The organism is Bacteroides sp. ET225 (assembly GCF_024733745.1).
In the GTDB taxonomy this organism is placed as follows: Bacteria; Bacteroidota; Bacteroidia; order Bacteroidales; family Bacteroidaceae; genus Phocaeicola; species Phocaeicola excrementipullorum.
In genome coordinates, this window is record NZ_JANRHN010000024.1 from 21956 (window position 1) to 40977 (window position 19022).

At 41.5% G+C, this 19022-nt stretch carries 12 protein-coding genes and 1 tRNA gene; 9 read left to right on the plus strand and 4 right to left on the minus strand.

The genetic code is table 11. From position 1 onward, the window contains the following. The first annotated feature begins 43 nt into the window (after nucleotides 1-43). A complete protein-coding gene (locus NW212_RS10770; protein ID WP_258338653.1) occupies nucleotides 44-613 on the plus strand; it encodes an RsmD family RNA methyltransferase in 570 nt (189 codons plus the stop codon). Here NW212_RS10770 and cls read toward each other — a convergent pair. Next, on the minus strand, nucleotides 573-2006 hold the full coding sequence (gene cls / locus NW212_RS10775; RefSeq protein WP_258338654.1) for a cardiolipin synthase: 1434 nt from the start codon (nucleotides 2004-2006) through the stop codon (nucleotides 573-575). The two genes, NW212_RS10770 and cls, sit on opposite strands and share 41 nt — an antisense overlap. Before the next feature lie 215 nt (nucleotides 2007-2221). After that, nucleotides 2222-5110, minus strand: a complete 2889-nt coding sequence (locus NW212_RS10780) for an outer membrane beta-barrel protein (RefSeq protein ID WP_258338655.1) — start codon at nucleotides 5108-5110, stop codon at nucleotides 2222-2224. A 238-nt stretch (nucleotides 5111-5348) separates the two neighbouring features. On the opposite strand from NW212_RS10780, the gene aroB reads away from it, so the two are divergent. Both aroB and NW212_RS10790 read left to right on the plus strand, forming a co-directional pair. Further along, the gene (aroB, locus tag NW212_RS10785; RefSeq protein WP_258338656.1) at nucleotides 5349-6410 is read left to right on the plus strand and encodes a 3-dehydroquinate synthase; all 1062 of its coding nucleotides are present in this window, start codon (nucleotides 5349-5351) and stop codon (nucleotides 6408-6410) included. Nucleotides 6411-6519: 109 nt separating this feature from the next. Beyond that, nucleotides 6520-6594: transfer RNA gene (locus NW212_RS10790), tRNA-Pro, on the plus strand. Nucleotides 6595-6788: 194 nt separating this feature from the next. Here the strand turns inward: NW212_RS10790 and NW212_RS10795 are convergent. Together NW212_RS10795 and NW212_RS10800 are read right to left on the minus strand one after the other, a co-directional pair. Beyond that, nucleotides 6789-7544: a hypothetical protein gene (locus NW212_RS10795; protein ID WP_258338657.1), complete on the minus strand. Its 756-nt coding sequence runs from the start codon at nucleotides 7542-7544 to the stop codon at nucleotides 6789-6791. Between the two features lie 68 nt (nucleotides 7545-7612). After that, entirely contained in the window at nucleotides 7613-8371 is a 759-nt protein-coding gene (locus NW212_RS10800) for a DNA-protecting protein DprA (protein WP_258338658.1), read from the minus strand. 267 nt (nucleotides 8372-8638) lie between these two features. Here NW212_RS10800 and NW212_RS10805 point away from each other — a divergent pair, with 267 nt between their 5' ends. From NW212_RS10805 to NW212_RS10830, 6 genes are all read left to right on the plus strand, one after another. Then, the gene (locus tag NW212_RS10805; RefSeq protein WP_258338659.1) at nucleotides 8639-9529 is read left to right on the plus strand and encodes a hypothetical protein; all 891 of its coding nucleotides are present in this window, start codon (nucleotides 8639-8641) and stop codon (nucleotides 9527-9529) included. 101 nt (nucleotides 9530-9630) lie between these two features. After that, on the plus strand, nucleotides 9631-10080 hold the full coding sequence (locus tag NW212_RS10810) for a hypothetical protein (RefSeq protein ID WP_258338660.1): 450 nt from the start codon (nucleotides 9631-9633) through the stop codon (nucleotides 10078-10080). Between the two features lie 17 nt (nucleotides 10081-10097). Further along, nucleotides 10098-10469, plus strand: a complete 372-nt coding sequence (locus NW212_RS10815) for an IS30 family transposase (protein WP_258338661.1) — start codon at nucleotides 10098-10100, stop codon at nucleotides 10467-10469. Between the two features lie 134 nt (nucleotides 10470-10603). Further along, a complete protein-coding gene (locus tag NW212_RS10820; protein WP_021847149.1) occupies nucleotides 10604-14596 on the plus strand; it encodes a hybrid sensor histidine kinase/response regulator transcription factor in 3993 nt (1330 codons plus the stop codon). A gap of 266 nt (nucleotides 14597-14862) precedes the next feature. Then, entirely contained in the window at nucleotides 14863-15783 is a 921-nt protein-coding gene (locus tag NW212_RS10825) for a family 16 glycosylhydrolase (RefSeq protein ID WP_191709646.1), read from the plus strand. 28 nt (nucleotides 15784-15811) lie between these two features. After that, the gene (locus NW212_RS10830; RefSeq protein ID WP_191709647.1) at nucleotides 15812-19003 is read left to right on the plus strand and encodes a SusC/RagA family TonB-linked outer membrane protein; all 3192 of its coding nucleotides are present in this window, start codon (nucleotides 15812-15814) and stop codon (nucleotides 19001-19003) included. Nucleotides 19004-19022: the final 19 nt, after the last annotated feature.

Below are 19022 nucleotides of genomic sequence, written 5' to 3' on the forward strand. Positions count from 1 at the left end.
TCCGATGAAAGAACCATTAACCAGGCCAAACAATTACCATCTCATGCGAGTAATCAGTGGAATATACAAGCGGAGGCATTTCGATGTGCCCCATACCTTTAAAGCAAGACCGACTACGGATTTCGCCAAAGAGAATCTGTTTAATGTGCTGAACGGCTACATTGACTTTGATGAAGGAGGCATTACGGCTCTTGATCTCTTTTCAGGAACCGGAAGCATCAGCATCGAACTCGTTTCGCGCGGATGCGAACGGGTCATATCTGTAGAAAAAGACCCGCAGCACCATGCGTTCATACGCAAAATAATGAATGAAGTGAAAACCGACAGATGCTTTCCTCTGAAAGGCGATGTGTTCAAATACATACAGAAATGCCACGAGCAGTTCGACTTTATCTTTGCCGACCCGCCCTATGCGCTACAAGAACTGGCAGAGATTCCGGATCTGATCTTTAAATACAACCTGCTGAAACCAGACGGACTTTTCGTGCTTGAGCATGGCAAGGACCAAAGCTTTGAGAAGCATCCCAACTTCGTTGAGCACAGACACTACGGGAGCGTGAACTTTTCGCTCTTCAAAGCAGCGGAGAAAGCAGACGGACAACCGACTCTGTGACCTTGCTCTTCCACGAACGTTTGTCCCACACTTTCAGCGAAAGCAGCATGCAGTCGCGCTGGTCTGCCAGAAATATTTCCTTCAGGGCCGATGCCGTATCCTTGTCATAAAAAAAGGCATTGGCCTCAAAATTGTGTTCAAAGCTCCGGAAATCCATATTCGTGGAACCGATTGTCGAGAACTCATCGTCCGAAACCATCAGTTTGGAATGAATGAACCCTTTGCGGTAAAGATAGATTTTCACTCCGGCTTTCATCATTTCTGCCAGATATGACAGAGATGCCTTGTGTATCAGCCAGGTGTCCGCCTTTTTGGGAAGCATGATACGCACGTCGACTCCCGCAAGAGCCGCCGTCTGCAAGGCAGTCTTCACTTCTTCATCGGGAAGAAAATAGGGAGTCTGAACATAAAAATAACGACGGGCACTGCAGATGGCCATCATCAGCCCCTGCATAATGTCCCTCCATTCGCCCACCGGATCGGAAGTTACAATCTGCGCAACCACATTTCCCCGCACATCTGTCTTCGGAAAATACTCGGCCGACGTAAACAGCGTTCTGTCCATCGCATACCAGTCTGTAAGAAAAGCCGTCTGCAAGCCATACACAACCTTGCCCTCCAGCTTTGCATGCGTGTCGCGCCACACTCCCCACGGAACACCTTTCACATACCTTTCCGCAAGATTCATGCCCCCAACAAAACCCACTTTTCCGTCTATCACTACAATCTTCCGATGATTGCGGTAGTTTACTTTTCCCGTAAACTGGGGAAAGCGGACTTTCAGAAACGACATGACTTCGATTCCTTCGCACAGCATCTGCTCATAAAAGGCATGACTGACTTTCCAGCATCCTACGTCGTCATGCAGCACACGCACTTTCACCCCCTCGCGCGCCTTGTCTATCAGCACGTCACGTACCAGTCTTCCCACCGCGTCGTCTTCAAAAATATAAAACTCTACATGAATGTGGTGTTTCGCCCGGTAAAGCTCCTTTATCAGATCGGCCAGCATAGAAGCTCCGTCTATATAAACGGTCGTCCGGTTACCTCCGAACGGAAGCGCTCCGTTCACATGGCTGAAGAAATTCATCAGCGTCTGTTTTTCGATAGGAGCATGCAGCGAAACCTGAGTCTGGCATTCGGCCATCGGACGCTTGGTCAGACGGGCATACCCTTTCCGGCTGATGAGATGCTCCCTGCGGGTGCTCCGCCCGAAAAAAAGATAAAAGACAAGTCCCGCAACAGGCAGAAAGAACAGCACAAGTATCCATGCCATAGTCTTCACCGGATTGCGGTTGTCAAGTATAACCACAAACACGGTGGTTATGATAACCGCAAAATAAAGGATATAGAATGCGGCCATAAAGACGTGGCTCCAGATTACGATTTCCATCAGAACTTGAATTTCCGTAAAAATACAAGTATTTTGTGAAAAAACAAAAGACAAAACGGATAAAGAACAATATCAGAAAGCCGAAACACATGGAAACAAGTTTATCTCCAGCCTTGGGATATGCATCTCTAGCCTAAAGATATATATCCACGCTGAAGACATACATCTCCAAGCTAGAGATAAGGAACATGAGCCGACACACCCTCTTCATGGCTTTAGAAACGCCTCGGGCCCGGTCCGTGATGCCCGCCATTGCCGAATCCGCCCGGCCCCATCGGAGCACGCCCTCCCTTGCCTCCGAACAAGTTCAGGCGGTAGATAAAATGAACCATGCAATAGCTGTAGATAGCATTGTATTCGGTATCCTGACGCATGGCTGCCGATATGGTACGGCTGATATTGCTCTGACGGCGCAGGATATCGTAGAACTGCACACTGACCGTAGCCGCATTTCCCTTCAAGAAATCTTGTGAAATCTGGGCATTCCATATCAGCTCGTCACGGTTCATGCTGTTGTCGGTATATCCTCGGCGGGAATTCTGGGATATATCCGTCGAAACCGACATGTTCCAGGGCAGACGGAAATTCGTGCTGGCACCATAGGAGAACTGATACGTGTCCATATTGTTCTGTTCCTGAAAACTGTTCCGCGAATGATTGTACGTCAGCGAACCGTTCAGCGACAGTTCCCACCAGTCGTTCCGGTATGTTCCGCGCAGACGCTCGCTCATTACCAGCTGGCGCGTTTTATTCTTGTCCGTATCCGACAAGGTTTCACGGCTGCTTATATAGCTGACAATGTTGTTGTAGCGGGCCATTGTGAAAGTGTTGATGGTAAACTTCTTGTTCCTCAGAGCCGTATTCGTGCCAAGCATGCCAAACAGATTCCAGTTGCCGTTAATGTTCTCCGGCATCGTACGGTAGCCTCCGGTTGTTTCGTCATATGTCCTTCGGTTGCTGATGTCATTCATCACGTTCTGAAAACTGAAGTGCGTCATCACGCCACGCTGCTTCTCCGTATTGAAGGTATTATAAAAAATCCTCAACGTATTCGTGAACTCCGGTTTCAGACCCGGGTTTCCAAGCTTTACATTCAGCGGGTCCGTATCGTCCGTAATGGGAAGCAAGTCCGTCATGCTCGGCTGAGAACTTCTCCCGCGATAGTTTACGCGCAACTGGCTCGTTTTCGAGAAATTATAGCGGAAATCAAGTGTCGGAGTAAAGTTGAACACCGTGCGCACGGTATCTATCGAATAGTCACCCATGGTATAGCTCAGCGTTGAACGCTGGGGCTGGAACGACGCGCCCACATTAAAGCGCATCTTGTTGCGGATCACACGGAGCTGCACCTCAGCCTGATGGTTGAAATAGTTGTATTCGGCGTTCTTGCTCAAGTCGGTATTAAACACGGCCTGGTCAGACAGGAATCCCTGGTTCACGGCCCAGTCGTCCGGCATGTCGAAAGTGGAATTTTCCGTTTTCGAGTTCCTGTACTGGAAGTCATAGCTGAACTGCAGGAAACCTCCCTTGAATATCGGTTCGCTATACGACAGACGCACCGCATAATCAGACGTTCTGGTCGGAGTAGTAATGTAACGGTTCAGAATTTCCGACATCACTCCGTTTGCCAAAGCCTCTTCTGCCGTCTGATAATAATCCGTGTGCGAAGCGGAAAACTGTTCGCTGTCGTTGTTCGTATAGTTATAGCGCATCCTCATCGTAATGTTCCGTCCGGGTTTTCCCAGCCTGCGGTTTACCAGCAGCATCCCCTGCGCGTTGATGTTATCCGCCTTCGACAATGTATTGCGCACAATCGTATTGATAATCTTTTCTTCCGACACCAGCGAAGTGATGTCGTCAGCAGCAACAAGCTCATCGGTGGTCAGCTCCGGATCCTCGTTGAATGTAAAAGAATTAGAGCTGCTTCCGTTGTCTGTCTTTCCATAAGTAAAACGCGGACGGAACATCAGCCATGTCAGCGTATCAGGCTTCCATTCCAGACGGAAATCCGCCTTCATATTGGTTGACTTGTTGCGCGAAGCGTCAATCGCATTCTTGAACGAGCTGCTTTGGGAAGAAACAAAGGTTTCAGAGTTCTGCTTGCTCCTGACATCGGTATCCTTATAGTTGAAGTTCACGCTGCCTCCGCTTTCCAGCTTTTCCGTTGTAACCGCATAATTGAAGCCGATCATCTTCGTTGCATTCAGCCCGTTCTGGCTTCCTCCTCTGAAGCCACCTCCGCCGCCCGGAAAGCCGGCATCATTCACATTGTTAGCCGATCCGATAACCGTAAACTGATTGCCCCCTACAAGACGGTTTACCATCATCTTTCCGCTGTAGCGGTCTTCAGTTCCGGCAGCCAAGTCCACATTGCCTATCCATCCCTTGTTCAGTTCCGGCTTCACGCTCAGGTCGAGCACCGTTTCTTCTTCGCCATCATCGATACCTGTCATCTTTGCCATATCCGACTGTTTGTCGTATGCCCTGACCTTATCAATGATATTCACCGGGAGATTCTTCATCGCTACATTCGGATCGTCGGCAAAGAATTCCTTGCCGTCAACCATGATTTTGGTAATCTCCTTTCCGTTGATGGTTATTTTGCCGCTTTCGTCCACCTCCGCTCCCGGAAGCTTTTTTACTAGTTCTTCAAGCGCAGAGCCTTCAGGCACACGGTAAGCCGAACTGTTATAGACCAAAGTATCTTCCTTTGCTATCACCTCGGGGGCTTCGGCCACAACCACAGCCTCTCCCAACATGACTGCATCTATCTCAAGCGGTATCTCGCCCATATTCAGACGCGGACGGTTTGCGTTGAGATAAACCGTGCGGAAATCGGACCGATAACCGATATACGAAATTTTCAGCAAATACTTCCCGGGACGTGCGGCAACCCGGAACTTTCCGTCAACATCCGTGACGTTGGCCGCAACCACCGAACTGTCTTTCACTGACAACACTTGCACGCCGGCCTGAATGACCGGAGATTGGTCTGTTCCGTCCACTACGGTTCCCGAAACAGTCACCTTACCGCCTCCGCTTTGTGCAAAAGCAGAAATGGCACCAGTTGCCATCAGCAGTAAACCCAAAACCCATCTTTTCATTATTAAAACCCAATTAAAAATAATATGAATGTGTTTTTGACACGCATCGCTTCCAAAGGTTTAGCGAATCCCCCACTCTTTTAACTTATTTTTCAGATCAAAACAGCAAGCCCGTTCAGGAATGCTCTCCCCATATGTTTCATCCGGAAAAAATCCGGACGCAAAAATACTTATTTGTAAGCCAAAACAAATATCCTTCTAACTTTTTTTCTAATTTTGCCTTCCAAACACTACAGATATGAGCAAACAGGAAATTATCATCTGTCAGAATTTCAAGAAAGAGCTGACTGAAGCTGTCAACGCCCACTCGTTCGACAAGCTGTTCATCCTTACCGACGAACATACCAACGTGCAATGCCTTCCCCTGATAAAGGACATGAACTTCATAAAGGATGCCATACAAATCAATGTCGGTCCCGAAGACATCCACAAGAATCTGGAAACCCTGGCCTATGTATGGAAACAACTGAGCGAAAAAGGCGGCACACGCCATTCGCTGATGATAAACCTGGGAGGCGGAATGATTACAGACCTGGGCGGATTCGCCGCAGCCACTTTCAAAAGGGGCATTTCTTACATAAACATACCTACCACACTGCTTTCGATGGTGGACGCAGCGGTAGGAGGAAAAACCGGAATCAATTTCAATGACTTGAAAAATGAAATCGGCGCATTCTGTCCCGCCGACCAGGTGCTCATCAACAGCGAATTTCTGAAGACGATCGACCGGAGGAACTTATTGTCAGGCTATGCTGAGATGCTGAAGCACGGGCTTATCAGCAACGTTTCTCACTGGGCTGAACTGTTGAAATTCGACACATACAGCATTGATTATACAAAGCTCCAGCAACTTATCGGCGAGTCTGTGGCAATAAAGGAAGCCGTTGTTGAAAAAGACCCGTTCGAAAAAAATATCCGCAAAGCGCTGAATTTCGGACACACCGCCGGGCACGCTTTCGAAAGTTTCTCTCTCCACAACAACCTCCCAGTGCTTCACGGCTATGCAGTGGCGTGGGGAATGGTATGCGAACTTTACCTGTCGCATATCCGGGTCGGGTTCCCCAAGGACAAACTCCGCCAGACCATCCAGTTCATCAAAGAAAACTATGGCAAACTCAACTTCACATGTGAGGATTATGAAACGCTGTATAATTTCATGAGGCACGACAAAAAGAATTCTTCATCAGGAATCATCAATTTTACGCTTCTTGCCGATGTGGGGGATATCCGCATCAACCAAACGGCAACACAGGAAGAAATCTACGAACTGCTTGATTTCTATAGCGAAACGATGGGATAGAGAGATTCCATCTGCCGGCAGGCAAAATAAATTAAGGGCAACAGACAAAATAAAAAATCGCAAAACGCTTGTTTATTCAAAAATAAGCGTTACCTTTGCACTCGCAATTCGGGGTGTAGCTCAGCCCGGTTAGAGTACGCGTCTGGGGGGCGTGTGGTCGCTGGTTCGAATCCAGTCACCCCGACTGGTGAAAATGAAGGAGTTAAGTCGTTGACTTAGCTCCTTTTTCTTTTATACACTGACGGATTACTGACAATTGGGGTGGAGAATAAATGCTATCAAACATAAAATAGAGAAGAAAATAATTTGTTTTGGCTTGTTCTTATTTTCATCTGTTTACTCGAATGAACTGCAAGTCTTCCCTTTGCTGTGCTTTATTTATGCTTGTTTGTTTAATAATAAAGTAATCGTTGCTTCTTTACAATCACTATCTTCTGTTATAATGCCAAATTGAATGTCTTCATAATTCAGCCATGAGCGGACATTACACTTAAAATCGTCCAGTTCCTTGTTGGTTAACGGGTATTGAGCAGAAACACGAATGCAGACCACAGCATTATTGTATCGACTTAGGTCAAGTTGCTGGTATTTGGTCATTGAATCAGCAATATAGGCTAATCGATTTCCTTGCCCGTTGGTAATGGAATGATAATCATATCGTGTACCGTACTCCACTTGCAATAGATAAGCTAAATCTTTGTACGTGAAACTGCTTCCAGACACAGTAAGTTCTTGTATGATGGACTTCCTTCGTTCCATTTTGCTTTGTATGGAACCATGATTTTTCCAGAAATTTTCAATTATTTCCGCCGGAGAAAAACCATAAAAGGTAATGTCGTATATACAATGCGCGGCTATTTTCTCTTTGCTTAGAGTAGTATTCCTGGGTAAAACAAGCTCTTTAGCCAATTCATTCTCCCAAAAATCCGCGTCTAAAGACTGTATGCTTATCCAATCCTCTTCTTGCTCTATCCAAACTTTTCCAACGAACTCAGGGCTGGGTTGCATATTCCGAAGCATATCGTATGCTTCCCGAAAGGCATAGATATTGTCAAAATGCCCGACTATTATTTCTTTCAAGTAAGGAAGCAAGTCGTCAAATCCTACTTTCATGATTAATTCTTTCACCGTCATGATTGCTCTGTTTTAAAGATTCTGATTGCAAAATAAAGCCTGTGATATGCCATATTAGTGCATAACTTCTATAATTTGATAGGAAATCCTATCCCATTTTTGAGAATATACTCATTCCCGGCATTATGCTCATCGTATTGACCGTATGCTACGGCATAAATCTTGCATCCGTACTTGTGTGCAAAATGTACTGTATTCATCGTGCCGCTCTTCACAGCGCATTGAACGACAATGACTCTTTGTGCTAAAGCTGCTTGCAGTCGGTTACGGGCATACAGTCGTGCAGGATTGGCTTTCACGCCAAAAGGTTGTTCGGAGATAATTAAACCGCCCTTGTCGATAATTTCTTGCTGCAAGAATTCGTTTGCTTTAGGATGGACGATATTTAAGCAGGATGCAACCACTGCAATAGTTTTTCCATTGGCATCTATACATCCTTGATGAGCGGAACTGTCACATCCCAATGCCAATCCACTCACTATGATATTTCCTTTCAATGCATAGCTTTTTGCCAGCTGATAGGCTATATCACATCCGACATCATCAGCGTTTCGTGAGCCAATGACGGCAATGGGATTTTCGTGATAAAGCAACTCCTTATTTCCTAATAGATGGATTAATGTGGGTGCTTCTACGCCAATTTTGGCAAAAGAAGCAGGATAATTTTCCGCATAATAAGGGATAATGCAAATGTCCGCTTCTTTTTCTTTCTCACAAATCATCTTTGCTTTTACGAAGGTTGCCGGATGAAGGGCGATTGTTTCTCGCAATTCTCGTTCCTCTTTACTGCATATATCAGCATAGTGACACCGCAACAATATCAGCATAGTGACACCGCAACAAATGCAGGCATGTCAGTTCTTCTATCGAAAATCTATTTCCCATATTCTCATCCTTTTTTCCGCAAAGATGAATAGAAGTGATGCCAATGTAAAGCATTACTTCAATTTTTTCTCATCTTATGCTTTGATGTTGCATATCCTTGACAGAACTTTGCAGCAAAAGATATAGCATTTCCCATTGAGAATGAGAATCTTCTTGAGAGAATTCGCTATATTTGTTTTAGAATTCATCCACTTTAAAAATATACGTGTATGGAAACATTATCAGAACAATTGACCGAACTTTACGAAAGTAAGTGGAACGGCTTAATGGAACAATTGGAAGCCAATGGATTGCGAGACAAACTGCAATGTCCGTTCTTAATTTCTCTGTTGCGCTCGGGACAAAAGAAAGAAGAAAGAGAAAAAGAACAAGCACTAATAGGTTATGATAAATGGTATGCTCAAAAAGGGACCTCTGAACATGAAGAATGGTACACCAAAGCCGACATAAAAATCATGTTCTTTGGTAAAGAGCCCAATGGTTGGGAACGAGACAATGCTGAAGAACATTTAGATGTGGGTGATTTAATGGCTACCTATGAAGACTTCCTTGATGACAATTATGTGGCAATAGAAGGGAACGGAGGATATTTTCGTGGTGGGAGCCAATTCTTCAAAAGAGGAATCAACGGTATGATGGCAGAAATCAAAGATAATTTACTCAGTGCATATCCCGGCAAACGTGTCTCTATGATTTGGAATGAAATCTCCAAGCTTTCTGCCCGTACTGCAAAAGGTGGTGGTGCCGTAAATGCAGATGTGCACGAAATAGAGAAGAACTTTTTCCACGTGATTCCGGATGAAGTTGAAATTCTTAAACCGGATATATTGGTATTCTTTATTGGACCGGGAATGGAAAACAACAAATACTATAATTACATATTGGAGAACTTTAAGTTAAATGGGAAGCCAAATCCGTTACCCAATTTGCCTACGGGCGAGGATGTCATCAAACTTCCTATTGAGGGTGTAAAATTCGCATATAAAACTTATCATCCTGGATATGCACCCAAAGAAGCTAATACATTTCATTGGAAACTTTACGATGCCATTCTTAAGGATATCAAAGAAAATATCGACCAACTATTGGAGAAAGAATAACCTGTGAACCACTTTGGCATAACTTGACCTCATCTTTGCATTGAAACAGACGGAAAGATGAGGTTTTGTTTTTCCTATGTGTAATCTAAAACCGAAAGAATATGGAAAAGAAAAGCAAAGTGGTGAGCAAACGTTTGCGAAAGCAACTGGATGAGTTGGAGCGGGGCAAACGATATGATGAAGCTACCCAACTGTTGGAACCTATTGCCCGCCGAGGCAATGCTGATGCACAATACGAGATGGGAGAACTGCTTTACCATAAAATGGTACATGAAGCGGAAGCAGTAGTCAGAAATTACTCTAAGATTGAGAAAGTAATATTTTGGTTAGACTTGTCAAGGAAACCAGAATTATGTAAAGCTGATTTCTCTGATTTTAACAAAATGATTAATTGGTACGAGAAAGCTGCTAAGCAAAAACATATTAAGGCAATGGTAGAACTTGCCGAATGGTATACTCCAATACGTTGCGGTTCATCTGCTAAACATGTAATCAAGCAGTCACCGTTCTTTACCCTGAAATGCAATTTCAATCATGCATTGTCCTTATAATTGAACGAAGTAAGAATATGTTTCTACAAACAAAACTTCCATCCAAGAAACCTGAGGATGTAGAGAAAGCCGTGGTAAGACTTTTGCTCCCCTTCAAAAAACATGTGTATACTATCACAACAGATAATGGAATTGAATTTCGTAATCACAAGGCTATATGTAAAGCTCTGGATTGTACTGTGTATTTTGCAGATCCATATTGTTCGGGACAAAAAGGGGCAATTGAGAATATGAATAAAATACTTCGGGAATATTTCCCTAAAGGTACAGTTTTCAGACAGGTGTCTCAAGCGGAACTGAACAAAGTACAATATCAAATTAATGATAGACCGCGTAAAAAACTAGGGTTTTCAACCCCCAAAATCGAGTTTTATAAAAGTATTTGCTAATTTTGCACTTGCCACTTGACTCTACAATGCTAGAAATAGGTTAACTAAATATAGTATTTGATATATTTTCACTATATTTGTATCATATTAGCCTTTGTGAAATTTAAGGATGTAAGTGTCCGTTGATTTAATATATGAAGATAAATTTAAAATATATCTTATTAGTCATATCTTTTGTGTTGTCTATTTCTGCTTTATATGCCGAATCGTTTGACGGTATGTTTAGTGTTCGTCACATCGGGCGCACTGATGGATTGAGTAGCGAAAGAGTATTCTCGATAGTTGAGGATAATGACAATGTGATGTGGATTTCAACCAGAACTGGAGTGGACAGATATAATGGTCGTACAGTAAAGAATTATTCATTGTCTGCCAATTACTATTATGGTGATTTGGCAGGGAGAATAATCAGGCTTTATTTTGATAATAAACTGGGACTTTTGGCATACGATCATACCGGGAGAATATATAAATATCAACCGAATACGGACAGCTTTGAGTTGTATTTGTTTTTGGGCGAGTATATTGAGGGGGAAATTATTCTTAATAAAATATTTTCAGATGAAAATGGAACGCTTTGGTTTGGATTGAGTAGAGGATTATATTCAAAAAAGTCAGACGGTGCTTTATGTTGCGTTTTAGAAGACAATTATATAAATGATATAGCATGTTTGTGTGATTCTTTATTTGTTGGTACATCGAATGGAGTTTTTCGTTTATCATGTAGGGAAGATTCTGTTTCAAATCAACTTGTTGAAGATAAAAATGTACAAACTCTTTATTTCGATAAGTCTGAAAATAAGTTGTGGATTGGTACTTTCAACAGCGGATTGTGGACTCTGGATCTCGGAAATTATTCATTACATCGTATAAAAGGTCAACATCTGTCTTTTTTTAATCCTATTCGCGCCATTACTCCTTATGACAATAACAGAATACTTGTCGGAATAGACGGTGGTGGAGTATATTTTGTGGACAAACATACCTCAGAAACAAAGTTGTTTGTAAATACAGAGGATAGTGGGGAGTTCTTTTTACGTGGCAATGGAATCTATGCCGTAACCAAAGACTTTCAGGATAATATATGGATAGGCAGTTACACTGGTGGAGTGTCTGTGGCTATTTCTTTGAAGTATCCTATCAATATAATGACACATGAACGGGGAAATCCGCAGTCGTTGGTAAATAATAATGTGAATGATATAGAGGAGAATATAAATTATGATTTGTGGTTTGCCACGGATGATGGTATAAGTATTAGGAATAAGTCAGATCATCGTTGGAAACATATATTAAAATCTATTGTAATAGTAGATTTATGTAGTTCAGGCGATGGAAATATCTGGGCTGGAACTTATGGAGACGGTTTGTATCTGATAGATAAAGACGGGCGTGTGATAAGACATCTTACCCAGAAGCCGGAAGGACTTACTACAAATTATATTTTCTCGGTGAAGGAGGACAAGGACGGAGATCTTTGGATTGGGGGACTTGACGGAAATTTAATTATAGCCGACAAACAAGGAAAACGTAAAAATGAGTTTGATATAAACTGGGTTCATTCCATAGAAGAAGTTGATTCTTTGAGAATGGCCGTTGCTACAGTAAATGGTTTTTGTATTGTAGAAAAATATACATCTCAGTTCAGACGTTATGCCACAACCTCTGAGTTCAATGATAAGAATGTCAGTGCTTATATCATTTCAATGTTGTTTAATGGTGACGGTACTGTATGGCTTGGCACTGAAGGAGGTGGTCTGAATCTGTATGATATGAATTCAGGTGATGTAAAGATCATTACCACTAAAGAAGGCTTGCTGTCCGATGACATATATAGCTTGCAACGTGATAATAAAGGTCGTATTTGGGCAAGCACAGGTAAAGGTCTTGCCGTTGTAAATGGCCTGAAGGTTTCAAATCTGAATTATATTCATGATACAGATAAGACATATAATAAATCGGCATGTATCAAACTTTCTGATGGTAGGTTTGCTTATGGAAGTACTTATGGGGCTATTTTTATAACTCCTGGCGCGATGGCTGTTGAGGAATACGACGCGCCTGTTAGGATAACAGATTTAAAATTGGAGTATATCTCTCCTGAGAAGGAAATACAGATGCGTCCGTCCATTTATGCTATGCTCATGGATAAGAAAGTTGATCTTGATTACAGTTATAATTCATTTTCTGTTACTTTTGAGTCAATAAATTATCGTTTTCAGCATGATATAGCTTATCAGTATATTCTTGAAGGATATGAAAAATCATGGAGTGCGGTGTATTCGAATGGAACTGTCAGATATACTAATGTATCGCCGGGAATGTACACATTAAAAGTCAGAAGTTTGAGAAAAAGTAATGGAGAAATCATTTCAGAAGCTTCGCTTTCAATAAACATTGATCAGCCGTGGTGGAATTCATGGTATGCATGGATAATATATTTGTCATTAGTTTTCGGTATATTTTATTTCATACTTAGATATAAGAGTAATCAGCTTCAAAAAAGACATAATGAGGACAAAATAAAGTTCTTTGTAGAGACAGCACACGATATACGGACTCCTGTAACACTTATCATGGCTCCTTTGGAAGACCTTAGTAAGAAAAAAGACCTTTCGGATGATGTAAGTTACTTGTTGGAAACTGCGCGTAATAATACACGTAAACTACATGCGCTTGTAAGTCAATTGCTTGAGTTTGAGAAAATAGATACAAATAAGAAAAATGTAACTCTTAAACCTGTAAATATCAACGATTTGTTAGTGAAGGAATGTGTAAGCTTCCAGTCATATTGTGATAAGAAACAATTGCATATAAAGATATCTTTGCCTGAACATGATGTGTTTGCAATGGCAGATGAGCAGATGATGGAAATGTTGCTTGACAATCTTATTTCGAATGCTTGCAAATATACCTTGGCAAATGGGACAATCAGCCTGTCACTTTTATCTGATAAAAAGAATGTAGTTATAGAGGTTCAAGACACAGGTATTGGCATTCCGGCTGATGCCGGCAGACAGCTGTTCAAGAATGTTTATCGTGCTGTTAATGCAAGACAGACAAACGAACCCGGCACAGGATTCGGGCTGTTGCAGGTACAGCGTTTGGTGAATATGATGCATGGCAAAATTTCATACAAATCTGAAGTAAACAAGGGCAGTACGTTCTATGTTACGTTACGCAATGCTGATATTGATTCTTCTTTTGATAATAATGTTATACATAAACAGATATCTCCGGTTATAGAAAATAGAACTGAGTATATTGGTGATGATTCTGAAAATATTAAAGAATCTTTGGATACATTGCTTATAGTCGAGGATAATGATGAACTACGCTGTTATTTAAAGAAGATTTTTGAACGTGATTATCGGGTTATAGATGTATCTGATGGAAGTAAGGCTTTGGAATGTTTGGCAGAAGAATATCCGGATCTTATTCTGTCGGATGTTATGATGCCTGGTATCCAGGGTGACGAGCTTTGTCGTATAGTAAAGGAAAATCCACAAACATCCGGCATACCGTTTATATTGCTTACTGCCAAGGTAACCCATGATGCCATGGTTACCGGTCTGAAAAGTGGAGCGGACGACTATATTCCTAAACCTTTCAGTGCAGAAATTTTAAGATTGAAGGTTCATAGTATTCTCGAAACCAGAAATCATCTTCGTGAATATGTTCTGAAAAATGTGGTGGCGCAAATAGAGAAAAATGAAACTGTTGGCACTGATACTTTGAACAATGATGATGAAATACGGCAAACAGACGAGGGCAATGTTCAGAATGATACAGTACCGGTATCAGAGGATGATTTGAATTTTATTAAGCATGCAACACAACTCGTCATGGATAATATGGATGATGAAGAATTTAATATTAACCAATTGTGCCAGGAAATGGCTATGAGCCGTACCTTGTTCTACAACCGTTTGAAATCACTTACAGGAAAGGCACCGCAGGACTTCATACGTCTGATTCGCCTTCAGAGGGCGGCAGAACTGTTGAAACAAGGAAAGCCTGTGGCAGATGTAGCCGCTGAAACCGGATTTGTGAATTCTAAATATTTCAGTATATTGTTCAAGAAACAATTTGGTATATCACCAAGCAAGTTTCTGGAGCAAAACTAATAGATAGTTCTATATTTATATTACGGGCTGACAAATCAATAATGTCTTATTTATGAACATTTATTGATTTGTCAGCCCGATTTTTATATGTTTTCTTGGTTAAAAAGCAAAAATGATAGATTTCAACCCTTTTCTGTCAGCATTCAAACCCTGAAAAACAGGATTATACCCAATTTTACCAACAGCTTGGAAGCTGAATGTAATCTTTAGTTAACAGTAAAAGAGAAAGTGAAAATACATAATGTTTAACCAAAAAACTATCGGTAATGAAAACAGTAATTTTATTTCTATTATTCTTTTTGGGAGTAAATCTGCAATCGTGTTCGACAAATAATGAACCGGTAAAGCCTGATAATCCGGAAGAGGAAATCAAAGATGATAATGAAGGACAGGAGGAGGAACCTGAGCTGCCTGATGAGCAACCAGGAGAAGAAGATGAACCCTCGAAACAGTGGAAACTTGTGTTTACAGAAGATTTCAACACATTTGATAATTCTGTTTGGACAAAAGAGACTCATGAGCCTGGGTGGGTGAACAATGAACTTCAGGAATATATTGAAGAGTGTGTAAGTGTCGGGAAAGACGGTGACAAGACAGTGCTTGTTTTGACTGCCAAGAGAGAAGGAGATAAATTTTATTCTGGTCGTGTAAACAGCAAAGGCAAGAAAAGTTTTCAGTATGGGAAAGTGGAATCAAGTATAAAACTTCCCAAAACGGCTAATGGATTATGGCCGGCATTCTGGATGATGGGAGACAACGACAAGGAATGGCCTGCTTGTGGTGAAATCGATATTATGGAGATGGGAGAAAAAGCCGGTATAGCCAATAATACAACAGAAGCATACATAAATTCGGCAATTCATTATGGTCCTGATGTTGAAGGACATGAGCAGATCTTCCAGACTAAGACTATGGAAAAAAGTCTTCAGGATGGCAACTATCATGTATATTCTCTGGAGTGGAATGAAAATGAACTTATTGTAAAGGTTGATGATATACTGATCAAAACTTTTAATATCGGACCGGACAGTGGTCGTTTTGAATACTTTAACGATAAATTTTATTTCTTGTTCAATTTGGCTGTAGGTGGTGACTTTCCCGGTATAACAGATCCGGCACAAATTACAGCATTGAAAGATGGAGAAAAAGCCCAGATGTTCATCGATTGGGTGAAAATATATAATTAATCTTAATACTATTACTTATTAAAAACTTATGAGAAGATTAAACTACAAGTACACATTGTATTGCGGTACATTGTTTCTATCCCTTTTTGGAGGAATGCCGCAGTTGAATGCTGGGGTTACTGAAAATAATCTTTCAGTAATGCAACAAAGCCGACAAGTGTCAGGTAATGTCAAAGATGCTATGGGAGCTATAATCGGTGCTTCTATTGTTGAAAAAGGTACTACCAACGGAACCATTACCGATATGGATGGTAATTTTGTCTTGAATGTGCAACAGGGTGCTACACTGGTTATAAGTTTTGTAGGCTACAAAACAAAAGAAGTAAAAGTTGGTACTGCACCACTGGATATCACCCTAGAGGAAGACAGCAAGGTTTTGAGTGAGGTCGTTGTTACCGCATTGGGTATCAAACGTGAACGTAAGGCACTTGGTTATGGTGTTGATGAAGTTAAGGGAGAGGCTTTGACAAAAGCTAAGGAGACTAATGTGATTAACTCTATGGCTGGTCGTGTTCCAGGTCTGGTTGTCAGTCAGACTGCAGGTGGTCCTTCAGGCTCTACACGTGTGCTTTTGCGTGGTAATACAGAAATGACAGGAAACAACCAACCTCTGTATGTCATTGATGGAGTACCTTTGGATAATACAAACTATGGCAGTGCCGGTACGGAAGGAGGTTATGACTTGGGTGACGGTATTTCAAGCATTAACCCTGATGATATAGAGAATATGTCTGTTCTTAAAGGTCCTGCTGCTTCAGCGTTGTATGGGAGCCGTGCCAGTCACGGTGTAATTCTTATCACAACAAAGAAGGCTAGCGGTAAGGATGGTGAACGTATGAGTGTTGAGTATAATGGTACAATGACATTTGAAACTCAACTTGCTAAATGGAACGAAGTTCAGCAAATATATGGTATGGGTAGTGATGGCACTTACAGTATAAATGCTGTTGCAAACACAAATAAGAGTTGGGGACCAAAAGCCGACGGTTCAAATATGCTGGATTATTTTGATGGTGTTTCGCGTCCGTATTTGATAATTCCTGATAATGTATCAGGTTTTTTCCGTACAGGTTTGACTGCAACAAATACATTGACTTTAAGCTCAAGTCATGGAAAGTCGGGAGTACGTTTCACTTACACCGATATGCGTAATAAAGATATAGTTCCTAATACCAATATGAGCCGTAACATATTCAATTTGCGTGCCAATACGAGTATGGGAAAAGTAGATCTGGATTTCAGTACAAACTATACACGCGAATCGGTAAAGAACCGTCCGGCTCTTGGCGACAGCAAAGGTAATGTCGGTAAAAACCTTATGACTCTTGCCACTACATACGATCAGGAATGGCTGAAAACATATCAGGATGCAAATGGTGAATACTCTAATTGGAATGGTTTGGATCCATATAATGTAAACCCTTACTGGGATGTTTACAAAAACTCGAACCAATCTGATAAAGACCAGTTCCGTTTCAATGGTAAGGCAATATGGAACGTTGCTGACCATTTTAAGCTTCAAGGTACTGTCGGAGCTGAATTCAACTGGTTTAAGTTTGAGGATTTCAAGGCTCCTACTACTCCTGGCTATGAAGCAGGCAGATTGCAGATAAGCAATTTCAGAAACCGTATGTACAACTTCGAAATGTTGGCTCTATATAACAACTCCTGGGGGGACTTCGATTTCAATGCGACATTGGGTGCCAACTTGTATAAAGTGAATAATGAGACTACAATCACTACAGCTCAGGATATGAAGATACGTGAAACTGTGGCGCTCATGAGCTTTAATGAAACAAGTGTGGAACAGAATTATTACAGAAAGCAGATAAATTCTATTTATGGTGCAGTAAATGTAGGATGGAGACACCTGATATATCTTGATGCTACATTGCGCGGAGACCGTTCTTCCACATTGCCTTTGAATAACAATACATATATCTATCCTTCATTCTCAGGTAGCTTTGTATTCTCTGAACTTATCAAGAATCACAATCTTCTGCCTTACGGTAAACTACGTGTTTCTTGGGCGCAGGTTGGTAGCGATACAGATCCTTATCAGTTGGGACTGGTATATACGAAATCTAAATTTACTTATCCAGGATATACTTTAGGTTCTATCAGTAACAGTACTATCCCTAATCGTGATTTAAAGCCTACAAGAACCAATTCATACGAAATGGGATTGGAATTGAAATTCCTGAATAACCGTATTGGTTTGGATTTTACTTATTATAATCAGACTAGTAAAAACCAGATTATGGCGATGGCGAGTTCATGGGCTTCCGGTTATACATATCGTATGATTAACGCTGGAGAAATCCAGAATAACGGTATTGAAATAGCTTTGAACACTCGTCCTATCCAGACAAAGGACTTTTCATGGGACTTGAACATCAACTTCTCCAAGAACAATAACAAGGTTAAGGAGTTGGTTGACGGTATTGATTTGTTCGAGCTGGAAAAGGCTACATGGCAGGATGTTCAGGTAGCAGCTGTAGTAGGAGAAAATTTTGGTTCTATCATTGGTCCTGATTTCAAACGCAATGAAAATGGTGATATCTTGATTGATCCAAGCACCGGTTTGCCACAATACGACAATAGCAATCATATTTTGGGTAACGCTTCATGGGATTGGACAGGTGGTGTAGTAACGAACTTCACATACAAGAATGTTTCACTTGCTGCTGTATTCGATATTAAGGTTGGCGCCGATTTGTATTCAATGTCTGCCCGTGCCGCATACGAATCTGGTAAAGCATTGGAAACATTGGAAGGACGCGAAGAATGGTATAAATCAGAAGAACAGCGTAAGGCTCTTGGTATCAGCGAAGCAAACTGGACACCTACAGGCGGTTTCATTGCCCCAGGTGTAATAGACAATGGTGACGGAACATATCGTCCTAACGATATTTACGTAAATCCTGAGGATTATTGGATGAATATCAGCCGTTATGCACCGTCAATGTTCGTTTATGATAACTCGTATATCAAATGTCGTGAAATCACATTGAGCTATTCGTTACCAAAGACATGGTTGAAGAATAAGGTTCAAGGATTGACAGTGTCTTTCGTTGCACGTAATCCGTTTATCGTTTGGAAAAATATTCCTAATATCGATCCTGATTCGAACTATAACAATACTACAGGTATGGGTATGGAATATGGCTCATTGCCTTCACGTAAAAGCTATGGTTTCAATGTCAACGTTAAGTTCTAATTAATCCTAAATCATTTCA